Below are 25,258 nucleotides of genomic sequence, written 5' to 3'. Positions count from 1 at the left end.
GGAAATATGAGAAAAAAGAGGAAAAGAGAGCATGTTGAGAACTATCTAAGAACAACCTATAAAGGCGATACGTTATTAGAAGACGTATTTTTGCAACATAATGCATTACCAGATTTAAGTTTTGAGGATATAGACACAAAAACAGTTTTTTTAGGGAAAACTGTAGATTATCCAATTATAATCAATGCAATGACAGGAGGTTCTGACTTTTCCTGGGAAATAAATCGAGATTTGTCACTAATTGCTAAGGAATTTAAAATTCCAATGGCTGTTGGCTCTCAAACCATAGCTTTGTGTGAGGAAGAAGAATGTAGAGATTCATTTGAAATAGTTAGACAAACTATAGGAGATGACGGTATAGTCATAGCCAACCTTAATGCTCAGGCATCCTTAGAAGATGTTAAAAGAGCTTTAGACATGATAAAGGGTGATGCAATACAACTGCATTTGAACCCTGCTCAAGAAGTAGTTATGCTTGAAGGAGATAGAGATTTTAGGGGAATTTTGAGAAACATTGAAACTATTGTAAAAGGTATAGGCAAACCTGTTATAGTAAAAGAAGTCGGATTCGGTATATCAAAGGAAGTGGCTGAAAAACTATATAACGTTGGAGTTAAAAATATAGACGTATCTGGCTACGGTGGAACTAATTTTATTGAAATCGAAAATATTAGATATAATAATATAGATTTTTCTGACCTTTATTCATGGGGGATTCCTACAGCCTTAGCTTTAATTAAATGTAGAGAATTATCTCAGGAGTTGAACTTAATTGCTAGTGGTGGAATAAGAACGGGTATGGACATTATAAAATCATTAGTAGTCGGTGGAGATATGGCGGGTATATCAGGGGAAATACTATCATATCTGCTTCATGGAGGTTATGAAAATGCAAGAAATTATTTAGAAGCAACTATCCATAAAATGAAGATAGTGATGTTGCTTCTAGGTAAGAGAAATATGGAAGAATTAAAAGCTACAGATTATAAGATAGTTGGAGAATTGAAAGAATTAGTGAATAACTAATAGTGAATAATTTATAAATCTTTATAAAAGGACCAGTTACTAGATTAGGTATCATAGATATACTAACTAATCTAAAACTGGTCCTTTTAACTATTAGTTATTCACTTTTCACTATTCACTGAATTTAAAATCCCCCTGCTCCTCCTCCGCCAGCACCACCGCCTCCGCCTCCAGAGAAGCCACCTCCACCTCCAATAGAGCTGGAAGTAGAACTTGCAGAACTTCCATAAAATGATGAGTTAAATCTATCTTCAAAACTAGAGCCCCCGTGTCGGTTTGTCATAAAATACCAGTAAGACCAGTGGGTTGATGTATATGACTCTGGCATTCTTTCTCTAAATCTATCTATTGACTTCATAGGCAGTCCTATAGCTAAGGCATAGATTAAAATCTTATCTGTAGTTATATTTATATTGTAATCTTCTAGTGTTATTCCTTGATAATCTAGATTTTTCTTGAAATCCTTCCATAGTTGATATTGGATATATCCTTTATCTGATTTTCTGTAAAATATAAATATGCTATATACGAAGAGTGAGATTGACAATATAAGTAAAATTCCGCCATAGAATGCTTCAAATACCATAGCAATAATTCCCACAATAAAGGATATTATACTTATAGTTAAAGTTATAAATCCCCATTTCTTACTGCTGGGATCATAATAATCTCTATTTTTTAAATCTGAGCTAACCTTTTTCTGCCATGAGTTAAAATCTCGATTGAATTTATCAAATGATTTTTTTCTATATTGTTCTATATCTCTTGTAGAAACTACATTGCCATTTCCAATAGTATTAAATAACCAATCAAGGAGGAATTCCTCATGAGATAATAGATCTGCCCTTGGTCTAATGGTTTTTGAAAATAAAAAATCTTTTTTCTTCTTTTGTGAGCTTTCAATTTCTTCTATATTGACATATCCTTTTCTTGCAAAATCAAAGATCGTTGTCATTAAGGCTCTAGAATCAATAACGGAAGCCATAAGCATTCTAAGCTCAGCAGGTGTAATATCCTCAGGATACTTGCTATTTAATGATTCATATATATCCGAATTTCGCCTCAATTTATTAAATATAAATCCAGTTAAAGCCACAAGTAAACCCGATACTATAAGGGCAATATTGTTAAAAGTACTTTTATTTCTGGCTTTTGATATAGCTTTTTCTTCTGCCGATTTAATCAAAGCTAATTCCTGATCCACTATATTATCAAGAGTTCTATTTCCTTTATTAGTACTTTGGCTTATAAATGAATTTGGAAATAATATTCTTGCTTCTACAAAGGTATCTGTAGGGACATTAGACACTTCTAATTTTATTAAGTCATCTTCTATAAAATTTATACTTCCATTAAGAGGGCCATGAGCGAATATCTTAGTGCTTTCTTTATTTTTATCTGGTAACCTAATACTGGCAGAAAAAAATTCAATAGGAGTAGAGTTTTCACTCCCTAAAAACTTATAATATAATTCTCCAGTATCTATATGATTAACAGCCACATTTTTAACTGTGTATTTGATACGAAATGTCTTCATTTCATTTTTAGAAGGTGAAAATATCATTAGTTTCAAGGTGTTTTTTTCCTCTGTTTGTGTAAATACAGCTTTGTCTCCTTTCTTAGCAGACCCTACAAGAGAATATGGAACTTCAATTCCCTGTGCCATCTCATAGACTTCTAAGTTTTCAATGCCTTCTGTGCCATTAATAACGATATCACGATATACACCATTAAATTTATCTTCAAAGTCAAAAGTAATATCTTCAGAAATAAATAAATCACCGTTATCACTCAAGGTAGAATCAACTATCCATCTAGTAATACTCATACTAGTATCTGCAAAGCTAGTGGGAGAAATGAAAATTAGTAGAACTATAATCCATAAAATATTAAATCTTTTGCTAAACAAATAGACCACCCCCAAATAGTATATATTTGATATAATATATTATATTATATATCTAAATAATCAGAAATACGAGTTAATATTTAACAGCTTTCTCATATAATAACAGTATGACAATAACTGAAGAATTTCTTGTTTAGGTAGGTCAGAAGATATATAATATATCTATTAATTACCCAAGAATAGGAGTGATATAACATGGGTTTAACTATTGGAATTGTAGGAGCTACAGGTGCAGTAGGGCAAAAGATGATTGAAGTGATTATGGAAAGAAATTTACCTGTATCGAATCTAAGACTTTTTGCATCTGAAAAATCAGCAGGAAAAACTATTAGACTAGATAAGTATAATAAAGAAATTACAGTAGAACTTCTCACAGAAGATGTTATGAAGGGAAAATACGACTATCTATTATTTGCAGCAGGTGGAAGTATATCAGAAAAATTTGCACCAATAGCTAGAGATGCAGGTAATATGGTAATAGATAATTCATCACATTTTAGAATGGTTGAGAATATACCTTTAGTAATACCAGAAGTAAACTCCCATGTCCTAAGGGGATATAGAGGAATAATAGCTAATCCAAATTGTTCTACTACTCAAATGATAGTAGCTATAGCACCTTTATATAGGAAATATGGCATAAAAAGGATAGTAGTATCTACTTATCAAGCAGTGTCTGGCAGTGGATACAAGGCTATAGATGAATTACAAAACCAAATAAGGGATGAAGAATATCCAAATAAAGTATATACAAGAAAAATAGCTGGAAACTGTATACCTCATATAGACGTATTTAATGAAAATGGATTTACCAAAGAGGAATTGAAAATGGTATATGAAACACATAAGATTCTGGAAGATGATTCAATAGAAATTAATCCTACAGCAGTTAGAATTCCAGTTTTTTATGGTCATAGTGAATCAATTTATCTAGAGCTAAAAGAAGAAGTAGATATAAATAGCATTAAAGAAATATTAGAAGAATCTCAAGGTATAATAGTAGATGATGACCCGGAGATGAATAGATACCCTACACCTATAGAAGCAGCAAATACAGATTTTACCTATGTAGGGAGAATAAGAAAAGATCTTTATAATCCAAAGGGGTTATCTCTTTGGGTAGTGGCAGATAACCTTAGAAAAGGTGCAGCCACTAATGCTGTTCAAATTATAGAAGCAATAGAGAATATTAAAATGGAGGGATAGTTAATGTTTAAAGGAGCAGGTGTTGCTATAGTTACCCCATTTAAGAATGGAAAATTTGATAAGGATGCTTATGAAAGACTAATTGACTTTCAAATTGAAAACGGAACCCAAGCTTTAATAGTATTAGGTACAACAGGTGAAGCTTCAACACTTAGCTATGAAGAAAGGGAAGAAGTTATTCGTACAGCAATAGAAAAAAATGCTAAGAGGATTCCAATTATAGTAGGTACTGGTTCTAATTGTACTGATGTTGCAGTTAAATATACTAAACAGGCAGAAGAATTAGGTGCTGATGGAATACTAATTGTCACGCCTTATTATAACAAATGTACGAATAAAGGAATGATAGCACATTTTACAGCAGTAGCTAATGCTACAAAGCTACCAGTCATATTATATAACGTACCTGGCAGAACAGCAGTGAATATACCTCCAGATGTAGTTGTAGCAATGTCAAGGGTAGAGAACGTTATAGGAGTTAAAGAAGCTAGTGGCAATATTTCACAGATATTAGAGATAAAAAGATTAGTTCCAGAAGATTTTATGATTTACTCAGGAAATGATGATCAGGTAGTACCTATATATGCCTGTGGTGGTCATGGAGTTATTTCTGTAGCATCTAATGTTATCCCTAAGGAAATGCAGCATATGTGTGAAGCATTTATGAATGGAGATGTAGAAGAAGCATTAAGGCTTCAGCTAAAATATAAGAGATTCATAGATTTATTATTCTGTGAAGTAAATCCTATACCAGTTAAAGCAGCTTTAGTAGAAATGAATTATATTGAGAATGAACTAAGATTACCTTTAACACCTATGGAGGAAGTAAATAGAAATAAACTAGCAGAAGAAATGAGGAAATTAAATATCATTTAGGAGGTTAATATGAATTTATTAATCAATGGGATAAATGGCAAGATGGGGAAAACAATTAAAGAATTAGCAATACAGGATTCTTATTGGACTAATGTATATGGTTTATGTAGGACGATTCCTATGCCAGCAGATGATATTAAATTTGATGTAATGCTAGACTTTACTCACGAATCCTCATTAGATAGAGTACTTCAAATTGGATTAGATAGAAGATTACCAATTATAATAGGTACTACAGGATATAGTGAAGAACAAAATCAAAAGATAAAGAGGGCATCAACTAAAATTCCAATTCTTCATGCAACTAATATGTCCTTAGGGATGAACCTTTTATTTGCATTGGTGGAACAAACTGCTGCAATATTAGGAGATAAGACTGATATTGAAATAATAGAAGCACATCATAATAGAAAAAAAGATGCACCATCAGGTAGTGCCGTAACCATAGTAGAATCTATAGAAAGAGGTCTAGGAGAAGTGAGGCCTCACCAATATGGAAGACTTGGTGAATGTCCGAGGGAAAAAGGTGAGATAGGTATTCATGCCATAAGAGGTGGAAATATAGTTGGATACCATGAAGCAAACTTTATAAATGAATTAGAATCCATAAAAATTGTTCACGAGGCTTATGATAGAAAAGTCTTTGCTAGTGGTGCCATAGAAGCAGCTAAATTTATTATTGGAAAAGAACCAAGACTATATAGCATGAAGGATGTATTGAAGATATAAATAGTGAAAAGTGAATGGTGAATAGTGAATAGTTTTAAGTAAAAGCTTGTTGTCTTTTAACTATTCACTATTATCTATTAATTATTCACTATATTTTAGGTGGTGATAAATTGAAAAATAAAATTCTAAAGATACTAAAGGACAGTGAAGATTTTATATCTGGAGAAGAAATGTCTAAGGAGTTTCATATGACTCGTGCTGCCATATGGAAATACATAAATATGTTGAAGGAAGATGGATATATTATAGAATCTATTCCTAGAAAAGGTTATAGAATAATGTCTTTTCCAGATATACTCACATATGAAGAAGTGGCAGAATATTTAGATACTGATTTTATAGGAAGAAATATATACTATTTTAATTCGATAAATTCTACAAATAGAAAAGCCAAGGAAATAGCTTTTGGGGAAAAAGAAGGTACTGTTATAGTGGCGGAGCAACAAGAAGAAGGAAAAGGCAGATTAGGAAGACATTGGATATCTCCAAAGGGAAAGGGTATATGGATGAGTATAATTCTAAAACCTAAAGTAGATCCAATGAAGGTAGCTAAGATAACCTTATTAGGTGCAGCAACAGTATATAAAGCCTTATCTAATATGAATATAAAATCTCAGATAAAGTGGCCAAATGATGTATTAATAGATGGAAAAAAAATTTGTGGGATATTGACAGAGATGAGTGCTGAATTAAATATGATTAATTATGTAATTATGGGGATAGGTATAAATGTTAATCTTGATGAAAGTGATATACCTGAAGAGTTAAAAGATAAAGCTACATCTATTAAGATAATTGAAGACAAAGAAATAGATAGAAAAGAATTATTTGCCAATATTCTTAATGAGTTTGAGAAAATATATAAAGACTTTATAGATAAAGACTCTATATCTGAAGCAATAGATATATGTAAAGCAAATTCTGCATTAATAGGTAAAGACATTAGAATAATCAGAGGAGATGAAGTAAGAGTAGGAAAGGCATTAGACATAAATGAAGAAGGGCATTTGGTCGTAGAATTTGATGGTGGAGTTGTTGAAAATATTTATTCAGGAGAAATATCTATTAGAGGATTAGAAGGATATATATAACAACACTAAATTTATAAGAATAGTTGAACAATTTTCAGACTTATGGTACAATTTAAATAATTTTTAAAATATAGAGAGGTGTTGTTGTGAAGAAAAAGAAAAATGATGCATTTATTTTAGGAGCAGCTTTGTTTTCCATGTTTTTTGGAGCAGGAAACTTAATTTTTCCTCCATTTTTAGGGCTGCTGGCAGGCCAAAAATGGAATTGGTCTATGTTTGGTTTTTTTATTACAGGGATTGGCCTGCCTCTTTTGGGAATAATAGCTTCTGCTAAAGCTGGAGGAGATGTAGATAAACTAGGAAGAAGAGTTTCACCCTTATTTAGTAAATTTCTGGGAATAACAGTTGTTTTGGCTATAGGTCCCTTATTAGCAATTCCGAGGACTGGAGCGACTGCTTTTGAAATAGGAGTTTTACCCATTATGCCTAATGGCAATTCTACAATATTTTCTATACTTTATTTTGGGATAACCTTATTATTAGTTATAAAGCCCAATGAAGTAATTGATAAGATAGGAAAGATTTTAACACCAGCCTTACTTATATTATTAGGTCTAATTATAATCAAGGGTCTTTTTGATCCTATGGGTGTACCTGTAGCAGAAAGCTTTGCAAGACCTTTTTCTGAGGGATTTATTAGCGGATATCAAACCATGGACGCTTTAGCCTCCATACTATTTGGCGGAATAATAACTACCTCCTTAATTCAAAATGGATATGATGATGAGAAAGAGCAAATGAACATGACTAGAAAAGCTGGTTTAGTAGCAGTGATAGGATTAACTATTGTTTATGGAGGATTGGGGTACTTAGGAGCTACTGGAGGCTCATTATTTTCAAAGGATATAGAGAAGGTAGGTTTGATAGTAAATATAGCAAATAATTCTTTAGAAAGTTTTGGTAAAATAGGTCTTGGAATAGTAGTGTCTTTAGCTTGTTTAACTACTACCATAGGACTTACTGCTACAGTGGGACAATATTTCAATAAGATAAGTAATGGAAAACTAAAATATGAGGCTATAGTAATAGCAACTACTATATTTAGTGCCATTATGTCCATAAGAGGAGTAGAATCTATAATTGCTTTCTCAGAACCAATACTTGTATTCATGTATCCAGTTGTAATAGTCATGATTTTATTAACTATAATTTTAGGTGACAAGCCAAATAAGAATATTTATAGACATGCGATATATGCAACTTTAATAGTAAGTACACTAGAATTATTATATAGATTTAAAATATGGACATATTTTACCCATGTAGTGGAATATTTGCCTTTAGCTTCATGGGGATTATCATGGCTAGTTCCAGCAATATTGGGAGCTGTTTTGGGAATGTTGATGCCAAACAAATCAGATATTCAAATAAATTAATAAAAAACAGGGTTATCTTAATTTACAGATAACCCTGCTTTATTTAATATTGGTAAAGTCTTAGCTGCAACAACTGAAGCTACTATAAGTTTTAGAAAATCTCCAGGTAAGAAAATAAGACATCCTATTTTCATAATCGTATTGAAAGATAAACCTTTTGCCATTACAATGTTTAGTATGTAATACATATAAGGCAGACCAAATAAATATATAACTATGATTCCAACTAAAGATGCAATCCAAATATTCTTAGAAGATACTTTCTCCCCAGAATGGGCAATCTTTCCAACAATATAAGCTGCAAAAATAAATCCAATAATAAATCCAAAGCTAGGCTTCATTATAGCTTGAACTCCACCAGTAAATTCTGCAAATATGGGTACACCTACTAAACCCAAGAATATGTAGACTATTTGAGATAGAGCACCTAATTTAGGACCCAAAATAAGACCAGATAAAATAACAAATAGAGTCTGCAAGGTTATAGGTACTTCACCTAAAGGAATACTAATAAAAGCTCCTACAGTGGTAAGTCCTGTAAACATAGCAACTAGAGTCATTTGCCTTGTAGATAATTTCATTTTATTACCTCCTATTGTCAACCAATTATATAAAAATAGTTTACAATAGTATAATAAATTAATTTTAGTCAATTGTCAACAGGAAAATATACAGAGGTTTACAAAAGATATTATGATTAGTTATACTTATCTTGATTTCTTTTTCTTTTGTGGATAAAATTGGCCAATGTAACTATTCCACTCATAATTATTACAAAATAATAGCTTATAAATCGCCATAGTATCATTGCAAATACTAAGATTTCTCTAGGAAATATGGTATTATATAATATATAAAATCCACCTTCTGCAGCACCTACAGTGCCAGGTGTAGGTATGAAAGAGACTGCCGTATAATGCAGAGATTGGATTCCAATTATATCTAAAAAAGAAAATCCTATAAGCCCAATAGCTAAATATACAAAGTAAGTTATTGAAAAGTAAAATGTTAGCTGTAAAAAACTAGTTAAAATTAAAAGTAAAGTAATTCTCTTGTCTTCCTTCATATGATTTATACTAACTGTATAGTCCACAAGACCCTTATCTATTTTATTTTCTAATTTTCTAATATCTTTTATTAGTTTTAGTTTATGACCAATAGCAAAAACTTTGGAAGATACTTTTTTTATCAATTTTTCATTACGGAAAAATCCTATTATCATTAATAATATAAAAAGGTTTAATAAGCAGCCAATTGCTATAAAAGGTATAGCAAATTTTACTTTATTTAGTAGAAAATTAAAATTAATTATAAACATGGATATTGAGTAGAATGTAATTACAAGTTGATAAATTAAAAATCTGATTATCATTAATGAAGATACAGTTCCCACTGGGAAACCATTATTTATTAATAAATAGATTTGTGCAGGTTGACTTCCACTGGAAAATGGTGTAATTGCACCATAATATTGACCGATCATAGTAATTATAAAAGATGATTTAAAGCTACCTTCAATATCCAGTACCTTTCTTATTTTATAAATTATATATGCATCAAATATCCAGTATAATATTATGCATAAAAAGCCTAAGGAGAGATAAAATTTATTGGTTTTACCTATTAATTGAGGAAAATTAGAGAAATCATTTTTATAAAAGAAGATCCAATAAGTTAATCCTAGAGAAACTATTAATAAAATGTAATTTATTATCTTTTTCATATATTGAACCTACCTTGTGTGTTTCTTCACTTTTTTTCTTAGGCTTTTAAAATTAAGTTATCTCTTATTAAAAATTAATATATGTCAAAGACCTTTATGCTAGGCCAATTTCATCTATTTAAAGTACAATCATTGATTAAATTTTCACTAAGATAAACAACATTATTAGGGCAGAATCCATTACCCATTTTCTCCATGTTTTTTTTCATGCTATTAATAACAGATGGATTTTTCATAATATATTCTATTAGGCTTTTAATTTCCTTTATCTGATATACATATATGCCCATACCATTTTTTACCAAGAAATCTAAGTTTTCTTTTTCTTGACCGGGAATATAATATGGAATAATCATGGGCAGTCTTTTGGCTATTGCTTCTGATACAGTTAAACCTCCTGGTTTTGTTATGAGTATATCTGAATTTTCCATGATAGATGGTATATTAGTAGTAAATCCATAAAGAGTAATTTTATTGCTTTTAATTAGGTTAGTATATTCTGTTTCTATAGAAAGTTTTAATTTTTTATTATTTCCACAAACAGCCACAATATGATAATCACCGTCTAGAGTTATTATATTATCTAATACCTTTGTCATACTTTTTAGACCTAAGCTTCCTGCCATCAATAATATCTGGAAAGGCTTTTTATTTATAGGGGCGATATTACACTTATCTAAAAATTCGGCTTTGATTGGTATGCCATAAGGGAATATTCTATCCTTAGATACGCCTTGAGCTAATAAGGTTTTTCCTGTATGTTCACTAGCAACAATATATGCATCTACATTATCATTTACATAAATTTTATGTGCCTCATAGTCTGTTACTACAGAAATAAAAGGTATATTGATAAGATTCTTTTCCTTCAAATGTCCTACCATACTTATGACAAATGAGTGAGTTGAAATAATCAAATCTGGATTTTCTTCTAATATCATATTATAAATTTTCTCCTTAGCAATTTTAGCTAAAGATATATTAAGCAATTTATTAGTTTTTTCTTTATTGCTGATATCATATAGATTTCCATATAATTTAGGGAAATTATTAACTATAATTTTACATGAACCAGAGATAAAAGAATCGAAGCTTTTACTTATAGCTAATAATGCATCTACTTTTTTAACTATAAAATCATGTTGAGTAAATTCTTTTTCTAGGCATGAGGCTGCCTCATTATGACCGCCTCCTATGGAGGCAGTAAATATTAGTACTTTTTTCATATATAAGTCCCCCTTGATAGGTTAATTCATTAAATAATTTTGTATTAGGATATATTAATATATAAATAAATTCTCATCATTAATATACCCATTACTATAACGGGATATAAAAAAACTTTACTGCACCATATAATAAATCAATCTGTAGATATAGTATTTATATCTTATAAATATGCGTTATAAATATTATTTAAATCATCATTAAAAAAAATATTGACAAAAGAATAATATAGACATATACTGTATATATATTATATATACAGTATATACGAAGATAACAGTTATATAAGGAGGGACGTTATGAGAATAATCGTATCTAATTCTTCTAATGAAGCCATATATGAGCAGATAGCTAATCAGATAAAAGGTATGATAATAAAGGGAGAGCTAGGAGAAGGAGAAGCATTACCTTCCATAAGAGGTCTAGCAAAGGATCTTCAGATATCTGTTATTACAACTAAGAGGGCTTATGAAGAATTAGAAAAGGAAGGATTTATAGAAACTATGCAAGGAAAAGGCTCTTTTGTAGCTATGCAAAATAAAGAGCTAATGAAAGAAAAAAAATTAAAAATAATAGAAGAAAAATTAGCTGAAGTAGTAGAAGAATCTAGATTGCTAGGATTAAAGTACACTGAAGTAAACGAAATGCTTAAGATTCTATTTGAGGAGGTTTAAATATGTTAGAGATAAAAAATTTAACTAAAGATTTTAATAAATTTAAGCTAGATAATGTATCATTTAAATTAGAACCAGGATATATAATGGGATTTATTGGACCAAATGGTGCAGGAAAAAGTACAACTATAAAACTCATAATGAATTTGCTAAAAAAGGATTCTGGAGAGATAAAAGTATTTGGCAAAGACCATATACAGTTTGAAAAAGAAATTAAGAATAGGATTGGTTTTGTATATGATGAATCTTATTTTTATGAGGATTTGACCATAAGACAGATGAAGAATATAATATCACCTTTTTATAAAAAATGGGATGAAAAGTTGTTTAATAAATATATAAAGGATTTTGATTTAGACCTTAACCAAAAGATAAAAAAATTATCTAAAGGTATGAAGATGAAGTTTTCTTTGGCAATAGCTTTATCTCACAATGCAGATTTGATAATAATGGATGAACCTACATCAGGACTTGATCCAATATTTAGATCTGAAATCTTAGATGTATTATATAGTATTATACAAGATGAAAAAAAATCTATATTCTTTTCTACCCATATAACGACAGATCTTGAAAAGATAGCGGATTATATAACATTTATTAATAAAGGTAAAATAGTATTTTCAAAATCGAAGGATGAAATCTTAGAATCCTATGGAGTGATAAAGGGTGGAAAAAATTTATTAGACAGAGATACAAGAAAAGAGTTCATAGGACTTAGGGAAACTAATGTAGGTTTTGAAGGGTTAGCAGAAAATCCACAAAGGCTAAAGAAGTTATTTGGCAGTGAGATATTAATTGAAAAACCAACACTTGAAGATATAATGGTTTATAGTGTAAGGAGGTAGGAAGATGTTAAACTTGATTAAAAAAGATTTCTTATTAACCTTTTCCAATAAACAATCTTGGATTTTAATAATATTATATGTACCGTTTATTTTATTTACAATGGGAACAGATAATGAATTTGTAGTTAGCCTAATGATTTACACATTTGTATATATGCTAACAACCATGCCTTTCGGTTATGAGATGCAGACGAAACCTCATATATTATTGCAATCTCTGCCTATTAAGAAAAGGGATATAGTTATTAGCAGGTATTTATCTATATTTGTAAATTATGTAGTTGGTTTTGTTATTACTGGGGGTTATTTGTGGATAATTAATCTATTAGGATTTATAGATGTGGATACTTTCAATCTTTCTCTAATAGGATCTACTTTACCAATAGTATTATTGTCACTATCTATATCACTTCCAGCTCTTTTTAGATTACCGCCTAAAATAGCTAGTATTGCAAATATATTTGTATATATATTTATCATGAATTTTGTTATTGTAACATCTTATAAATTTCAGAACATATTAAATGGATTAGGATTGCCAGCTATAGCAGCTATAGTATATTTCTTATCCATAGGAATATCTTTATGGTTATATGAAACAAGGGACTTTGCATAGGGGGGATATCAATGAAACAGCTTGTAATTAAGGATATACGATTATTAAGATTTATAAACCTATTTATACTATGTGGAGGGCTATTCTTTGGATATGCTGGAGTGAGTATCGACCATGTATATAAATCTAAGCTTGTATATGGATTTGCTATGTTTATAATGGTATATATGGTCTCAATGTTTTCCACTCAATATGATGTAAAAGGAAAAACTGATATGATGTTAAACTCATTTCCAGTAGATAGATATGATATTGTGAAATCCAAATATATATCTATGGGACTATATATTTTATTTATAACTGGAATTGTCTTTTTATCCTCTAATTTATCTAAGATTATATTTAATACCACAATAGTAGGAAATCCTGCAACTATATGGGACGTATTATTTATATTGGGATTATCTCTGATATTTTTCTCTATATACTTGCCATTTCATTATTATAATGTAGGAAAAGCCCAAGCATTTAACCAAATCTTCTATATTATACTTATTTTATTGCCAAATATAATAAGTAGATTTGGTAGAAAATTTGAAAATGCAGAGATATTTCAAAATCTAATAAACATGGATTGGAAAATACTTATTCTTCTGTTTGTTGGTGTTGGGATAATAATGTATTTGATTTCTCTACAGATTTCAAAGGGTATATATAAAGGTAAGGAATTTTAGAAAAAATAAAGATACAATAAGTTTATATAAAAACTATAGAATATTTTAAAATCAAACCTATAGTATAGATACTAAAAAAATCTATATTTATAGGTTTTTTTATTCTAATTATATCAAAATAATTAGACAAAAGATGTCATTAAATATTCAAATATTTTTGCAAGATAAATGTTTTAAAAAACACATTTATGATCCAACAAGCATAGGATTAGAAAGATAGTCTTCGATAAAATACGACACTAAGTATCGAAAATTGTAAAAACAAAAACGTTGACCCTAGAAGTTACAATATGATTTAATGAACTTAAGAATCATATTGTTGATTCAATAAATAACTTATGGTGTATACTAACTATAATAATTTTAAATTATAGAGTTAGGTATATGAAATAAGAAGGGTTTCTTTATATTGAAGAGTTATTCCCTTAGATAGTTCTAACTTTCCATATCAAACACCAGAAGTTAAATATTAGATAGGGGTGATGTGTTTGGATATTGCAATCTCAGAGACTAATTTTAGGGGAGTTCTAAGAAGAATAAGAGAGACATTAAATATAAGCCAATCAGAAATTACGGGAGAAGATAGCACTAGCAACTTAATAAGCTTAATAGAGTCTGGTAAAATTCCCCTAAAGATAGATAATGCACAATTAATATGTAAGAAAATAAATAATATCCTAGAAGAAAGAAATATGGACTTAATCATGGAGCCTGAGGACCTGCTCAATCCACGAAGATATGATGCAAAAGAAGAAGTGGAAGCATATATTGCAGAGTTGGACAAGCATAAAAATGATAAGGATTATGTTATTGATGTAGATGATGTAGATGATTTAGAGTTTCTCCTAAATGAATATGATCTTATGGACAAAAAGATTAAGGCATATGAGCTCATAGGAGATATATATTTTAATTCTAGAGATTATGAGAAGGAATATGAATATATGTCTAAGGCTTGGGAGCTAACAACTAGATATCCTAAGAGAAAGCTAAATTATAGAATAATGATAAAATTAGCTAATAATTATATTGATAGAGGAAAATGTCAAGATGCAATAATACTATATCAAAAAGCACTTGTAAATATTGATGACATACCTGAAAAGTATTTGATGCATCTATACTATAATTATGCTTTAGCTTATTATAGATTAAAGATGTATTCACCTTCTTTAGAAGTGATTTCAGATTTGTTGAATTATACTAAGAGAAAAGATTATGATTTATGGAGAAGAGCATATAATCTACAAGGACTATGTTATCTTGAGATGGGAGATTATGAATCAGCTCTAAGCAGCTATAATAATGCACTTCAAGTTCTGACATTTACTGGATATAGTGATCTTAAATATTTAATATATGGAAATATAGCTGAAGCCTATACAAAACTAGATGATGAAAATCGTGCATATAAATATGTAGATGCGATTCTAAAAGATATAGATGAATTGGATAAGAATTCATATAGTTATTCAATAATTTGCAATCAATTAGCTGTTTCCTATGAAAATCTAGGAGAGTTTGAACAAGCAGAAAAGTATTATAAAGAATCCTTAGGATATGCAAAGAAAAACGTTCAGTACAATTATATTTCTAAGAATATAATATCCTTATTGGAGTTAAATGGAAAAACTAGGATTCACAATATTTTTGAAATAATAGAGCAGTATAATGATGATATTATATCTGGTATGAAATTTAATGATGGTTCATTGGCAGTCTTTAAGTGTTTAAAGACATATGTTGATAGCAAACAATATGATAGGTTTGAAAAACTAATCGATAATATAATAAAATATCAAGGAGGAGAAAGCATATGAAGAGAAGAAAGTTAATAAGTGTAGTTGTATTGATGTTTTTATTATTTAATCTATCTATAGTTGCATTTGCTGGAGGAGATTCAGGTACTGCTAGACCAGAAGCTAAGAGATATTCAGGTTATCAAGGAAAACCAGAATATCCTACAGTTAGCTCTTGTGGAGGTGATGCAGGTACAACTAGACCTGATTAATAATGGATAATTAAATTAGTTAAGATTAATTAGTTAATAATAAAGTGAATAACTTTAATTCTATGAAAATAAAATAATAATTGGTAATGTTACCAAAAATGAATAGGGCATAAACTCTGAACCTGTGTTAAATAAAAGTTGCTATGCAATAAATAACAAGGAGGTAAGAATTTATGCCATATTTATCTAATATAATATTATAATATAGTAGTATCTAGACTAAACTGGCATTGAGTTACTATAACTAAATACCTCCAAAATGGAGTGCATGGAGATAGGAATATAGCTATATCAACCTGGGAAAAAAGAAAATCTTACAGTTTAGATGAAATATATGATAATAATTTAGGTGGTGGAATTGTATATTTTAACATATATCTATAAAGATAAAATAAAAACTTATTCCCTAACTGTTATCCTAATGTTTATAACAATACTAGCAGGATGCAGTCCTTATAAAACCGTTAGCATTGATGAAATCAAAGAATTTACCAAAACAATTATGGATTCTAACGAAAAAATAACAAATTTAGAATTTAGATTTAAAAGACCTGCTCTTTATGCAGATATTAATTATAAAGGAGACTTAGAAAAAGGAGATTTCCAATATCTAATAAATGAATTTCAAACAATAATAGATATTGATTTTATGCAAAAAATTGGAGATGAATATTGGAATGGCAGCAGACCTAGTGGATTTAAATTAAGGATTCATATAGGAGAGTATAAAAAGGATGGTTATGATTATATAATTTATAGTAAATATAACAAAACAAAAGTATCAAATGAAGAACCAGATAATATCGATGGATATGAGACTTGGTATATATTTGATAGGGATGATAATGAAATAAAAATAGACTAAAATTAAATGGTTAGCATAATCTGTTTTCTAGATTCTATAAAATGTTTTGTGCAAACGGTATATATACTCTTTTTTGCTAACAACAGTTATTTTTAAAATTAAAACTAACCAACCAAAAAAGAAATTAATAATAAAGTAAACAAATAAAAGTAAGTTAAGATTTTGATGTTCTTATCAAAATCTTAACTTATTTTTATTGCTTTGATATTTATAATAATATTATTTTGACGTAGAAACATAGCATTTTAAGGTTAACTTCATTGGTTTACTTTTCTACTTAGGTATAGTAAACTGAACATAGAATAATTTCAATATTCTAAAATCAATATCATATTTTTATTATCAATAGTTTTAGGGGTGAAGATAATGAGTCATATACAATATTTTGATTGGGGTAATATAGAGTGGATTTATGAGCCTGATACTAAGAACTCTACTAATATAATGCATATAGGCATTAGTACCATATTACCGGGAAAAAGACAAAAGGAGCATATTCACTATGGAGATGAACAATTATTATATGTTTTATCTGGACAAGGAGAACAGCTTATTGGTAAGGAGTTAAGTATTAAGGAGCCTGGGTCTTTATTTCATATAGATGCAGGTTCAGTACATGAGGCAATAAATTCGGGTGAAGAACCAATCAAAGAATTACTGATATCAATTCCAGTATATTATAATCAACGCAATCCCCTAAATGATATATTGAGTAGCGGGGAGGTACATAAAGAAAATTTTGAGGATACAATAGTATTAAATGATAAGATTAAACATCTATATGATGAAGCTATTGATATACTAGGAATTCCATTATCCATATTTGACAGAAAAAATGAGCCAATTATTATTTCTCATAACTATCCCGAATTTTGCATGAAAAAATGCAATGTACATAAAGATGTAAGGAATTGCCATCTATATAATATTTATGATGAATATATGCCTCCACATTATAAAGATCCATTTGCTTTTGTTTGTCAATATGGATTAAGAGTATTTGTTATGCCAATTATTATAAACAATAGTTTGGTTGGTACTATAAAAGGAGGACATATTAGAATATATGATGAAAATTATGTAGAATTTAAAGATGAATTAGACTTAGATTATGAATTGTATCGTAAAATTCAGATAGTTCATCAAGGACGTATCATGGCTATTTTGCAGCATATAAAGACCTTGAGTAAGAACATTTCATATTATTATCTATTAGAAAATACTGAGATGGAATTATATAAGAAAGAAGAAATAATTAAAGATATTGCTAAAAATGAACTTCTATTGGAGGAGAGCTTAAGATCTACAAAAGAACAGGTTTTAAGTATACAGATTAATAATCATTTTCTTTTTAATACATTAAATGCAATTGCTAGTCTTGCTATAAAAGAAGATAGCATAAAGACTTATGAATCAATAATTAGATTATCAAAAATTTTTAGATATTCATTGAAGTCAAGCAATTCTATTGCCACATTAAATGATGAGATTTTATTTATTATGGATTATCTAGAGCTGCAAAAATTAAGATATGGTGAAAGACTTAGTGTAAATATTAATATTTCTGAAAATGCCAAATCGGCAAGAATTCCCTTTAATTTCATTCAGCCAATAATTGAAAATTCTTTTGTCCATGGTTTTAAAAATAAAATGGACAACCTAAGCATCCAAATTAGCTGTAGAAAAAATCAGGATAAAATTTATATTCAAATACTAGATAATGGAACTGGATTAGAAGAAGATGAAATTGAAAAACTTAATAATATGATTAAAGGACAGACAGAAAATTTTATTATTAGTGGTCTAATGATGATATATAGAAAACTAGAATTACTCCATCATAATAATTTTGAATTTAAAATTTTAAGTAAGAAGAATGCTGGCACTCAAGTCATAATAGTAATTCCAGCTATTAAGGAGGAATTATGATTAAAACATTGATTGTAGACGATGAAATACTAGCTAGAGACTTATTAAAACTTTTAATAAGCAAAAATAATATACCTCTAGAAGTGGTGGGAGAAGCTGAAAATGGGAGAGAAGCTATAGAACTAATCTTTGATTTAAAGCCAGAAGTAGTTTTTTTGGATATAGAAATGCCAGGTAGCGATGGAATAGATGTTATGGACTATATAAAGAATCATTATATTGAACCAATAACATTTATTGTGGTCACAGCATTTAGCTATTTTGAATATGCCCAGTCCTCACTGAGATTAGGAGCAAAGGACATATTATTAAAACCTATAGAGGCTAATAGCTTGAAGGAATCTATTGCTAGAGTTATAGGATATAAGTTCACCGATAATCCATTGTTAAATGATATTCTTCAATATATAAATATTAATTATAGAAATGATATTCAATTAAATCAATGTGCTAAGGACTTTCATATTAGTGTAAATCAAATTAATAGATTGTTTAATAAATATTTTCATATGACTTTTATAAAATATTTAAATAAATTTAGAATTGATAAAGCTATAGAATTAATGTACAATGAAGAACTTCCTATTAAGGAGATAGCAACAAAAGTGGGGTTTAATAATCTAAATTATTTTTATAAAACCTTTAAAATTATAACGGGAAATACACCTAAAAATTATAGGCAGTAGCTTTAGGCTACTGTTTTGTTAATAGATGATTTAGTTCAATTAAATAGTGATTTAGTTAATTTAAAATTATTTGAATATTTGAAATAATGTATTATAACAACTATGTAAAGGGGAGACAAATATGTTAAATACTTTAAAAACAACAGATTCTATGTTATTTCAAATAGTAAATGAGGAGTTAGAGCGTCAGAGGACGGGCATTGAAATGATTGCATCTGAAAGTTACGTGCCAACTGAAATTCTAGAATTACAGGGTAGTATCTTGACAAACAAAACTACGGAAGGATTTCCAGGAAAAAGATATCATGCAGGATGTCATGTAATAGATAAGATGGAAAACCTAGGTATAGATAGGGCAAAAGAACTTTATGGATCTGGACATGCTAATATACAAGCACATTCAGGCTCACAAGCAAATCAAACAGTTTATGCTTCAATATTAGAACCTGGAGATACTGTATTAGGACTAAGATTAGATCAAGGTGGTCATTTAACCCATGGTAACAAAGTAAACTTTTCAGGAAAGATTTACAACTTTATTGCTTATGGACTAAATAAAGAAACAGAGTTAATTGATTATGATGAAATTGAAAGACTTGCTAAAGAACACAATCCAAAGCTTATAGTCACAGGAGGAAGTGCTTATCCAAGAATTATTGATTTCAAAAAGATTTCTGAAATAGCAAAATCTATTGGAGCATATTTCATGGTAGATATGGCTCATGTGGCAGGACTTGTGGCAGCTAAGATATATCCTAATCCTATGAAGTATGCAGATTTTGTTACATCAACCACAACCAAAACTTTATGTGGTGCAAGGGGTGGATTTATATTATGTAAAGAAGAGTATACTAAGGCAATTGATAAAGCAATGTTTCCTGGTTCTCAAGGTTCACCTCATCTCCACACTATGGCAGCAAAAGCATATACCTTTAAACGTGCATCTACAGAAGAGTTTGCAAACCTAATGAAGCAAGTCGTAAAAAATGCTCAGAAATTAGGAGAAGTGTTATCAGAATATGGATTTAGGATTGTATCTGGAGGTACAGATACACATTTATTATTAGTTGATTTAAGACCAAAGAAGTTGACTGGTAGACAGTTAGAGACAGCATTAGATTATGTTGGTATCACTGTAAATAAAAATATGATACCTTTTGATCCTGAAAAACCAATGGTAACTAGCGGGGTTAGGATAGGAACTACAGCAATGACAATAAAAGGTATGAGAGAAGAGGATATGGAAGAAATAGGATCAGTAATAAATAAAGTGGCCAACAACATAGATAATGAGAATATGCTTAATGAAATAAAAAAGGAAGTATTAGACATAAGTCGAAGATTTCCATTATATGAAGGATATTTCGAATAGCTTAAATTATAGATTATATAAGATATTAAGTAACGATAAAAGAACGGGTTTTTCCTAGTGAATTAGGAACATTGAAGGAATAAAATTATATATTAAAATCAGCACTTAAATAATATATTCAAAAATCCAACTAACCTGATTTTAGCTAATTAATTTTCTTGAGGATTAAATATAGTCTCAGCAACATGAGATGAAAAAGCCAATGATGAGGTTTATAGGTATCCTTAAAACCTAAATATAACTATACAAGGAGAAAAGTATATGAGTATTAAGGACATTATAACATTTTTAGAAACCATAATTTGGAGTAAGTATCTAGTGGGTTTATGTCTATTAACAGGAATTTACTTTTCATTTAGAATGAAATTTCCTCAAGTAAGACTTTTCAAAGATATGATAAGATTATTAACGAAAGGGGAAACTTCAGAAACTGGTGTTACACCTTTTCAAGCTTTTGCGACAAGTGTAGGTGGAAGAGTTGGCGTAGGAAATATTGGGGGCGTTGCTGTGGCTATAGCATTAGGTGGTCCTGGATCTATTTTCTGGATGTGGATAATTGCTTTCTTAGGAGCAGCTTCTGCTTTTATAGAATCTGCTTTAGCTCAGGCATATAAAGTGAAAGAAGGAAATGTTTATATAGGTGGTCCAGCTTATTTTATAGAAAAAGGAATAGGTGCTAAATGGTACGGTATTTCTTTTGCAATAGTGACTATATTGGCCCCGGGTATATTGATGCCTGGTGCTCAAACCTATACTATTGCTTCTTCAATACAAGAGGCTTTTGGAATTAATGTTTATATAACAGGAGTGATTTTAGCTGTATTAATTGCAGTTGTAATATTTGGTGGAGTAAAAAGAATAGGTAAAACTGCCGAAATAATAGCTCCATTTATGGCAGCTGGATATGTAATTATGGCAATAATTATTATTGGGACTAATATTACAAGAGTTCCACAGGCATTTGCATTGATATTTAAGTCGGCCTTTGGAAAGGAGCCTTTGTTCTCTGCTATCTTAGGTAGTGCTATAGCATGGGGAGTGAAGCGAGGTGTTTACTCAAATGAAGCAGGCCAAGGCTCAGGAGCAATAGTATCAGCTGCAGCAGAAGCTTCTCATCCTGCTAAGCAAGGGTTGGTACAAGCATTTTCTGTATATATAGATACATTGTTAGTGTGCACAGCAACGGCATTAATGGTTATATTAACTAACTCATATAATGTACTAGATGGCTCTGGTAATTTTATAGTAGAAAACTTACCTGGAATTGAGTATGGTGTTTTATATACTCAGTATGCAGTAGATACATTGTTTTCAGGGTTTGGTAGTAAGTTTGTTGCAATTGCTATATTTTTGTTTGCTTATACATCTTTACTTGCATACTACTATCAAGCAGAGAGCAATATGTCATATTTGTTCCCAAAGAATAAAACTGCAATATTTATAATGCGTATAATATTTATATTGTCAAGTTTTTCAGGAGTTTTGAATACAAGTAATTTAATTTGGACATGTGGTGATTTGGGTGTAGGCCTAATGGCATGGTTAAATATCGTTGCAATTTTAATATTATCTAAGCAAGGAATTATGCTATTAAAAGATTATGAAAAACAGAAATCTCAAGGAATTGATCCCGTTTTTGATCCTAAGTTGTTAAATATAAAAGATAGCATTTGGGAAGAAAAATATAATAGTATAAATAAAACTATATAAGAATATTAGGTAAAATTAAGTATTAATTAAAAAGACATATTTTTTCTTTTATTATTTAAATTTATCATATATACTAAGGATAAAAGATATTGTATTGGAGGTTTTCATATGGATTTTCCATTATTAAATGAATTGAAGGCTGCAAAGGAAATTATATGGTATAACGACAATTATACTAGTTTTGATGAAGTTAAAGATGGACTACCTGTATCCTTAGATGATGTACTAGAAGCAGAAAATAGACTTAAAAGGTTTTCGCCTTATATAAAAAAAGTATTTCCTGAAGTAATAGATGGAATCATTGAATCACCTATATCTAAAATTGATAAGATGAAAAGTCGAATGGGAAATGAATATAATAAAAACATATACGGTAGGTTAATTCTCAAGAGAGATGACTTACTTCCCATAGCTGGTTCTATTAAGGCTCGAGGTGGTATATACGAAGTACTGAAACATGCAGAAACCTTGGCTATAGACAATGGACTACTCAAATTAGAAGATGACTATAGTATATTAGCTGATGATAATTTCAAGAAATTCTTCTCTACCTATACAATTCAGGTAGGCAGTACAGGAAACCTAGGGCTAAGTATTGGTACAATTTCTGCCAAAGTAGGATTTAATGTAATAGTCCATATGTCTCAAGATGCTAAGCAGTGGAAGAAAGATTTGCTTCGCTCTAAAGGAGTTAAAGTAGTCGAATATACATCAGATTATTCAAAGGCTGTAGAAGAAGGGAGAGCTTTATCAGATAAAGATCCTAAATCTTATTTTATAGATGATGAAAACTCAAAGGATCTTTTTATGGGATATGCTGTTGGCGGTATGAGGACTAAAAAACAACTTGAAGATATGGGAATTGTAATTGATAAGGAGCATCCTCTTTTTGTATATCTTCCTTGTGGTGTAGGTGGAGGCCCTGGCGGTGTAGCCTATGGACTTAAACTTATGTATGGAGATAATGTAAGATGTTTCTTTGCAGAACCAACCCATTCACCTGCTATGTTATTAGGTTTGGCTTCTGGACTTCATGATAAAATTTCAGTAGAAGATATCGGTTTAGATAATAAAACTGATGCAGATGGTTTGGCAGTTGGAAGACCTTCCTCTTTTGTAGGGAAAATTATGGATAAAACATTAACTGGTGCATTTACTATTGATGATTATAGGTTATATGATTTTCTAAAATCACTATATGAGGAGGAAAAAATATTCTTAGAGCCTTCTGCTCTTGCAGGATTTTTAGGACCTATATTTACTTCTGAAAAATATAAAGATGAAAATATAACTCATATGTGTTGGGGGACTGGTGGAAGCTTAGTGCCAGAAGATATAAGAATGCAATTAATTTAGGGCAAAGACAGGTAGCGTCTATTGACTCACAGGCGTTTATCCTGTCTTTTTTTATGTATATGAGTTCTCCATTTAAATTGCCCCCTTCTAATTTATATCAAGAAGAGGTATAATAGAGAATAAAAGTTCTTGTGCATAATAAAAGAAAGTAGGAATTACTATGAAAAAAGCATTAAATTATATGATATTAATAGGTCTTATAGGGCTTACCATATGGATTTTTGTTAGCAACAATGATTTTGATAATTTTTCTGAATTAATCAGTAGTGCAAACACTGTGTTTTTATTAATAGCCGTTTTATGTATGGTATTGTATTGGTTTTTTGAGGCTTATATAATCCATAGAATGAAAAAAACCTTAAATATTAAAAGTACCTATGGATCATCTCTCAAACTTTGTATGATAGGTCAATATTATAGTGCCATTACTCCATTTTCCACTGGTGGTCAGCCTGTTCAAATATATTCATTGGTAAGTGACGGTGTCCCTGTAGGGACTGCATCATCTTTGTTTGTTAATAGGTTCTTGATATATCAATTGGTAGTTACTTTCTATTCATTATTTATGTTTATAATTAGATTTAACTTGCTTTATACTGAAGCCAAACTAGCATTACCTTTTGTAATAATAGGTTGCTTGGTTAATTTTATAATTTTAATTATGATATTTGGATTTCTACTGAATGAAAAATTTATTAGAAATCTTTTAAGTAAGTCTATTAGAATCTTACACAAATTTAAAATAATAAAAGACATAGAAAAATCTGAAGAAAAAATGAATAATACTTTATTAGATTATAAAACAAGTGTTGAAGAGATGAAAAAAGATAAGAGAACAACATTAGAGTTGATTCTAGTATCTATAGTACAGTTGACAATTGGCTTTTCTATTACTTTCTTTGTTTATCTGGCACTAGGTTTTGAAATGGGTCATTTCTTAGACATTATTGCTATTCAATCGCTACATTATATGGCAGTATCTTTTATGCCTACCCCAGGAACTGCTGGTGCAGCAGAAGGTGGATTTTATATGTTATTTAAAGTGATATTCCCTAAAAAGATTTTATCCTTCGCTTTAATTCTATGGAGATTTATAGATTATTATTTGAGAGTCATGATAGCTGGATTAGTAACATTAGTAGACTTTATATATAGAAAGAAAAAAGTAAGTATTAATTAGGTTGATCCATAGTTCTAGTGTTGCATCAATATAAAAGTTAGTTATAGACAAATTAAATTGGAAATATTTAAAACTTAAAAAGAGAACCTCTTCGTGTTTTAATAGTCTTCTTAGAAACTAAACATGAAGAGGTTCAAAATTTATGTCCAAGAATAATAAAATAGTTTTCCATAA

Annotated in this window: 23 protein-coding genes; 19 read left to right on the top strand and 4 right to left on the bottom strand. The window is 29.7% G+C overall.

Annotated features, from left to right (window positions below; all coding sequences use genetic code 11):
• Positions 1-6 precede the first annotated feature (6 nt).
• Positions 7-1,026 carry a type 2 isopentenyl-diphosphate Delta-isomerase gene (fni, locus tag KQI38_RS12715; RefSeq protein WP_216559968.1) on the top strand — a complete coding sequence of 340 codons (1,020 nt, stop codon included), beginning with the start codon at positions 7-9 and terminating at the stop codon, positions 1,024-1,026.
• A gap of 124 nt (positions 1,027-1,150) precedes the next feature.
• Here fni and KQI38_RS12710 read toward each other — a convergent pair whose 3' ends face one another.
• Positions 1,151-2,935 (bottom strand): DUF2207 domain-containing protein, encoded by a 1,785-nt coding sequence (locus KQI38_RS12710; protein ID WP_216559967.1) that lies wholly within the window; start codon positions 2,933-2,935, stop codon positions 1,151-1,153.
• A gap of 195 nt (positions 2,936-3,130) precedes the next feature.
• On the opposite strand from KQI38_RS12710, the gene KQI38_RS12705 reads away from it, so the two are divergent.
• The 5 genes from KQI38_RS12705 (at position 3,131) to brnQ (ending at position 8,213) form a co-directional block, all read left to right on the top strand.
• Positions 3,131-4,141 carry an aspartate-semialdehyde dehydrogenase gene (locus tag KQI38_RS12705; protein ID WP_216559965.1) on the top strand — a complete coding sequence of 337 codons (1,011 nt, stop codon included), beginning with the start codon at positions 3,131-3,133 and terminating at the stop codon, positions 4,139-4,141.
• Between the two features lie 3 nt (positions 4,142-4,144).
• The gene (gene dapA / locus KQI38_RS12700; protein WP_216559963.1) at positions 4,145-5,017 is read left to right on the top strand and encodes a 4-hydroxy-tetrahydrodipicolinate synthase; all 873 of its coding nucleotides are present in this window, start codon (positions 4,145-4,147) and stop codon (positions 5,015-5,017) included.
• A gap of 9 nt (positions 5,018-5,026) precedes the next feature.
• Positions 5,027-5,746: a 4-hydroxy-tetrahydrodipicolinate reductase gene (dapB, locus tag KQI38_RS12695; RefSeq protein WP_216559961.1), complete on the top strand. Its 720-nt coding sequence runs from the start codon at positions 5,027-5,029 to the stop codon at positions 5,744-5,746.
• A gap of 110 nt (positions 5,747-5,856) precedes the next feature.
• A complete protein-coding gene (locus tag KQI38_RS12690) occupies positions 5,857-6,837 on the top strand; it encodes a biotin--[acetyl-CoA-carboxylase] ligase (protein WP_216559959.1) in 981 nt (326 codons plus the stop codon).
• Between the two features lie 86 nt (positions 6,838-6,923).
• A complete protein-coding gene (brnQ, locus tag KQI38_RS12685) occupies positions 6,924-8,213 on the top strand; it encodes a branched-chain amino acid transport system II carrier protein (protein WP_216559957.1) in 1,290 nt (429 codons plus the stop codon).
• A gap of 17 nt (positions 8,214-8,230) precedes the next feature.
• Here the strand turns inward: brnQ and KQI38_RS12680 are convergent, their stop codons facing one another.
• The 3 genes from KQI38_RS12680 to KQI38_RS12670 all read right to left on the bottom strand — a co-directional run bounded on the left by KQI38_RS12680 (position 8,231) and on the right by KQI38_RS12670 (position 11,162).
• Positions 8,231-8,794 carry a biotin transporter BioY gene (locus KQI38_RS12680; protein WP_094903139.1) on the bottom strand — a complete coding sequence of 188 codons (564 nt, stop codon included), beginning with the start codon at positions 8,792-8,794 and terminating at the stop codon, positions 8,231-8,233.
• A 116-nt stretch (positions 8,795-8,910) separates the two neighbouring features.
• A complete protein-coding gene (locus KQI38_RS12675; protein ID WP_216559955.1) occupies positions 8,911-9,936 on the bottom strand; it encodes a lysylphosphatidylglycerol synthase transmembrane domain-containing protein in 1,026 nt (341 codons plus the stop codon).
• Between the two features lie 110 nt (positions 9,937-10,046).
• Positions 10,047-11,162 (bottom strand): MGDG synthase family glycosyltransferase, encoded by a 1,116-nt coding sequence (locus KQI38_RS12670; RefSeq protein ID WP_216559954.1) that lies wholly within the window; start codon positions 11,160-11,162, stop codon positions 10,047-10,049.
• A gap of 300 nt (positions 11,163-11,462) precedes the next feature.
• Here KQI38_RS12670 and KQI38_RS12665 point away from each other — a divergent pair, with 300 nt between their 5' ends.
• The 13 genes from KQI38_RS12665 (at position 11,463) to KQI38_RS12605 (ending at position 25,084) form a co-directional block, all read left to right on the top strand.
• Positions 11,463-11,837, top strand: a complete 375-nt coding sequence (locus KQI38_RS12665) for a GntR family transcriptional regulator (RefSeq protein WP_094903133.1) — start codon at positions 11,463-11,465, stop codon at positions 11,835-11,837.
• A gap of 2 nt (positions 11,838-11,839) precedes the next feature.
• Complete coding sequence (locus tag KQI38_RS12660) at positions 11,840-12,685, top strand: ABC transporter ATP-binding protein (protein ID WP_216559953.1); 846 nt, start codon at positions 11,840-11,842, stop codon at positions 12,683-12,685.
• A gap of 4 nt (positions 12,686-12,689) precedes the next feature.
• On the top strand, positions 12,690-13,301 hold the full coding sequence (locus tag KQI38_RS12655; RefSeq protein ID WP_094903129.1) for an ABC-2 transporter permease: 612 nt from the start codon (positions 12,690-12,692) through the stop codon (positions 13,299-13,301).
• An 11-nt stretch (positions 13,302-13,312) separates the two neighbouring features.
• Positions 13,313-13,975 (top strand): ABC-2 transporter permease, encoded by a 663-nt coding sequence (locus KQI38_RS12650; protein WP_216559951.1) that lies wholly within the window; start codon positions 13,313-13,315, stop codon positions 13,973-13,975.
• 488 nt (positions 13,976-14,463) lie between these two features.
• Positions 14,464-15,795 (top strand): tetratricopeptide repeat protein, encoded by a 1,332-nt coding sequence (locus KQI38_RS12645; RefSeq protein WP_216559949.1) that lies wholly within the window; start codon positions 14,464-14,466, stop codon positions 15,793-15,795.
• Positions 15,792-15,986, top strand: coding sequence for a hypothetical protein (locus tag KQI38_RS12640; protein ID WP_216559947.1), 195 nt, complete (start codon positions 15,792-15,794; stop codon positions 15,984-15,986). The genes KQI38_RS12645 and KQI38_RS12640 overlap by 4 nt, the downstream gene beginning before the upstream one ends.
• 421 nt (positions 15,987-16,407) lie before the next feature.
• Complete coding sequence (locus tag KQI38_RS12635; protein ID WP_216559945.1) at positions 16,408-16,851, top strand: hypothetical protein; 444 nt, start codon at positions 16,408-16,410, stop codon at positions 16,849-16,851.
• A 366-nt stretch (positions 16,852-17,217) separates the two neighbouring features.
• Positions 17,218-18,780, top strand: a complete 1,563-nt coding sequence (locus KQI38_RS12630; RefSeq protein WP_216559943.1) for a histidine kinase — start codon at positions 17,218-17,220, stop codon at positions 18,778-18,780.
• Positions 18,777-19,466 carry a response regulator transcription factor gene (locus tag KQI38_RS12625; protein ID WP_216559941.1) on the top strand — a complete coding sequence of 230 codons (690 nt, stop codon included), beginning with the start codon at positions 18,777-18,779 and terminating at the stop codon, positions 19,464-19,466. Before KQI38_RS12630 ends, KQI38_RS12625 begins: the two co-directional genes overlap by 4 nt.
• A 121-nt stretch (positions 19,467-19,587) precedes the next feature.
• Positions 19,588-20,838 carry a serine hydroxymethyltransferase gene (locus tag KQI38_RS12620; RefSeq protein WP_216559940.1) on the top strand — a complete coding sequence of 417 codons (1,251 nt, stop codon included), beginning with the start codon at positions 19,588-19,590 and terminating at the stop codon, positions 20,836-20,838.
• Between the two features lie 261 nt (positions 20,839-21,099).
• Positions 21,100-22,548: an alanine/glycine:cation symporter family protein gene (locus KQI38_RS12615; RefSeq protein WP_216559938.1), complete on the top strand. Its 1,449-nt coding sequence runs from the start codon at positions 21,100-21,102 to the stop codon at positions 22,546-22,548.
• Positions 22,549-22,656: 108 nt separating this feature from the next.
• On the top strand, positions 22,657-23,904 hold the full coding sequence (locus KQI38_RS12610) for a D-serine ammonia-lyase (RefSeq protein WP_216559936.1): 1,248 nt from the start codon (positions 22,657-22,659) through the stop codon (positions 23,902-23,904).
• A 160-nt stretch (positions 23,905-24,064) separates the two neighbouring features.
• Positions 24,065-25,084 carry a lysylphosphatidylglycerol synthase transmembrane domain-containing protein gene (locus tag KQI38_RS12605; protein WP_216559934.1) on the top strand — a complete coding sequence of 340 codons (1,020 nt, stop codon included), beginning with the start codon at positions 24,065-24,067 and terminating at the stop codon, positions 25,082-25,084.
• The last annotated feature ends 174 nt before the right edge of the window (positions 25,085-25,258 follow it).

The organism is Tissierella carlieri (assembly GCF_018917285.1).
GTDB lineage: Bacteria > Bacillota > Clostridia > Tissierellales > Tissierellaceae > Tissierella > Tissierella carlieri.
This window is presented reverse-complemented; position numbering and strand designations above follow the sequence as displayed.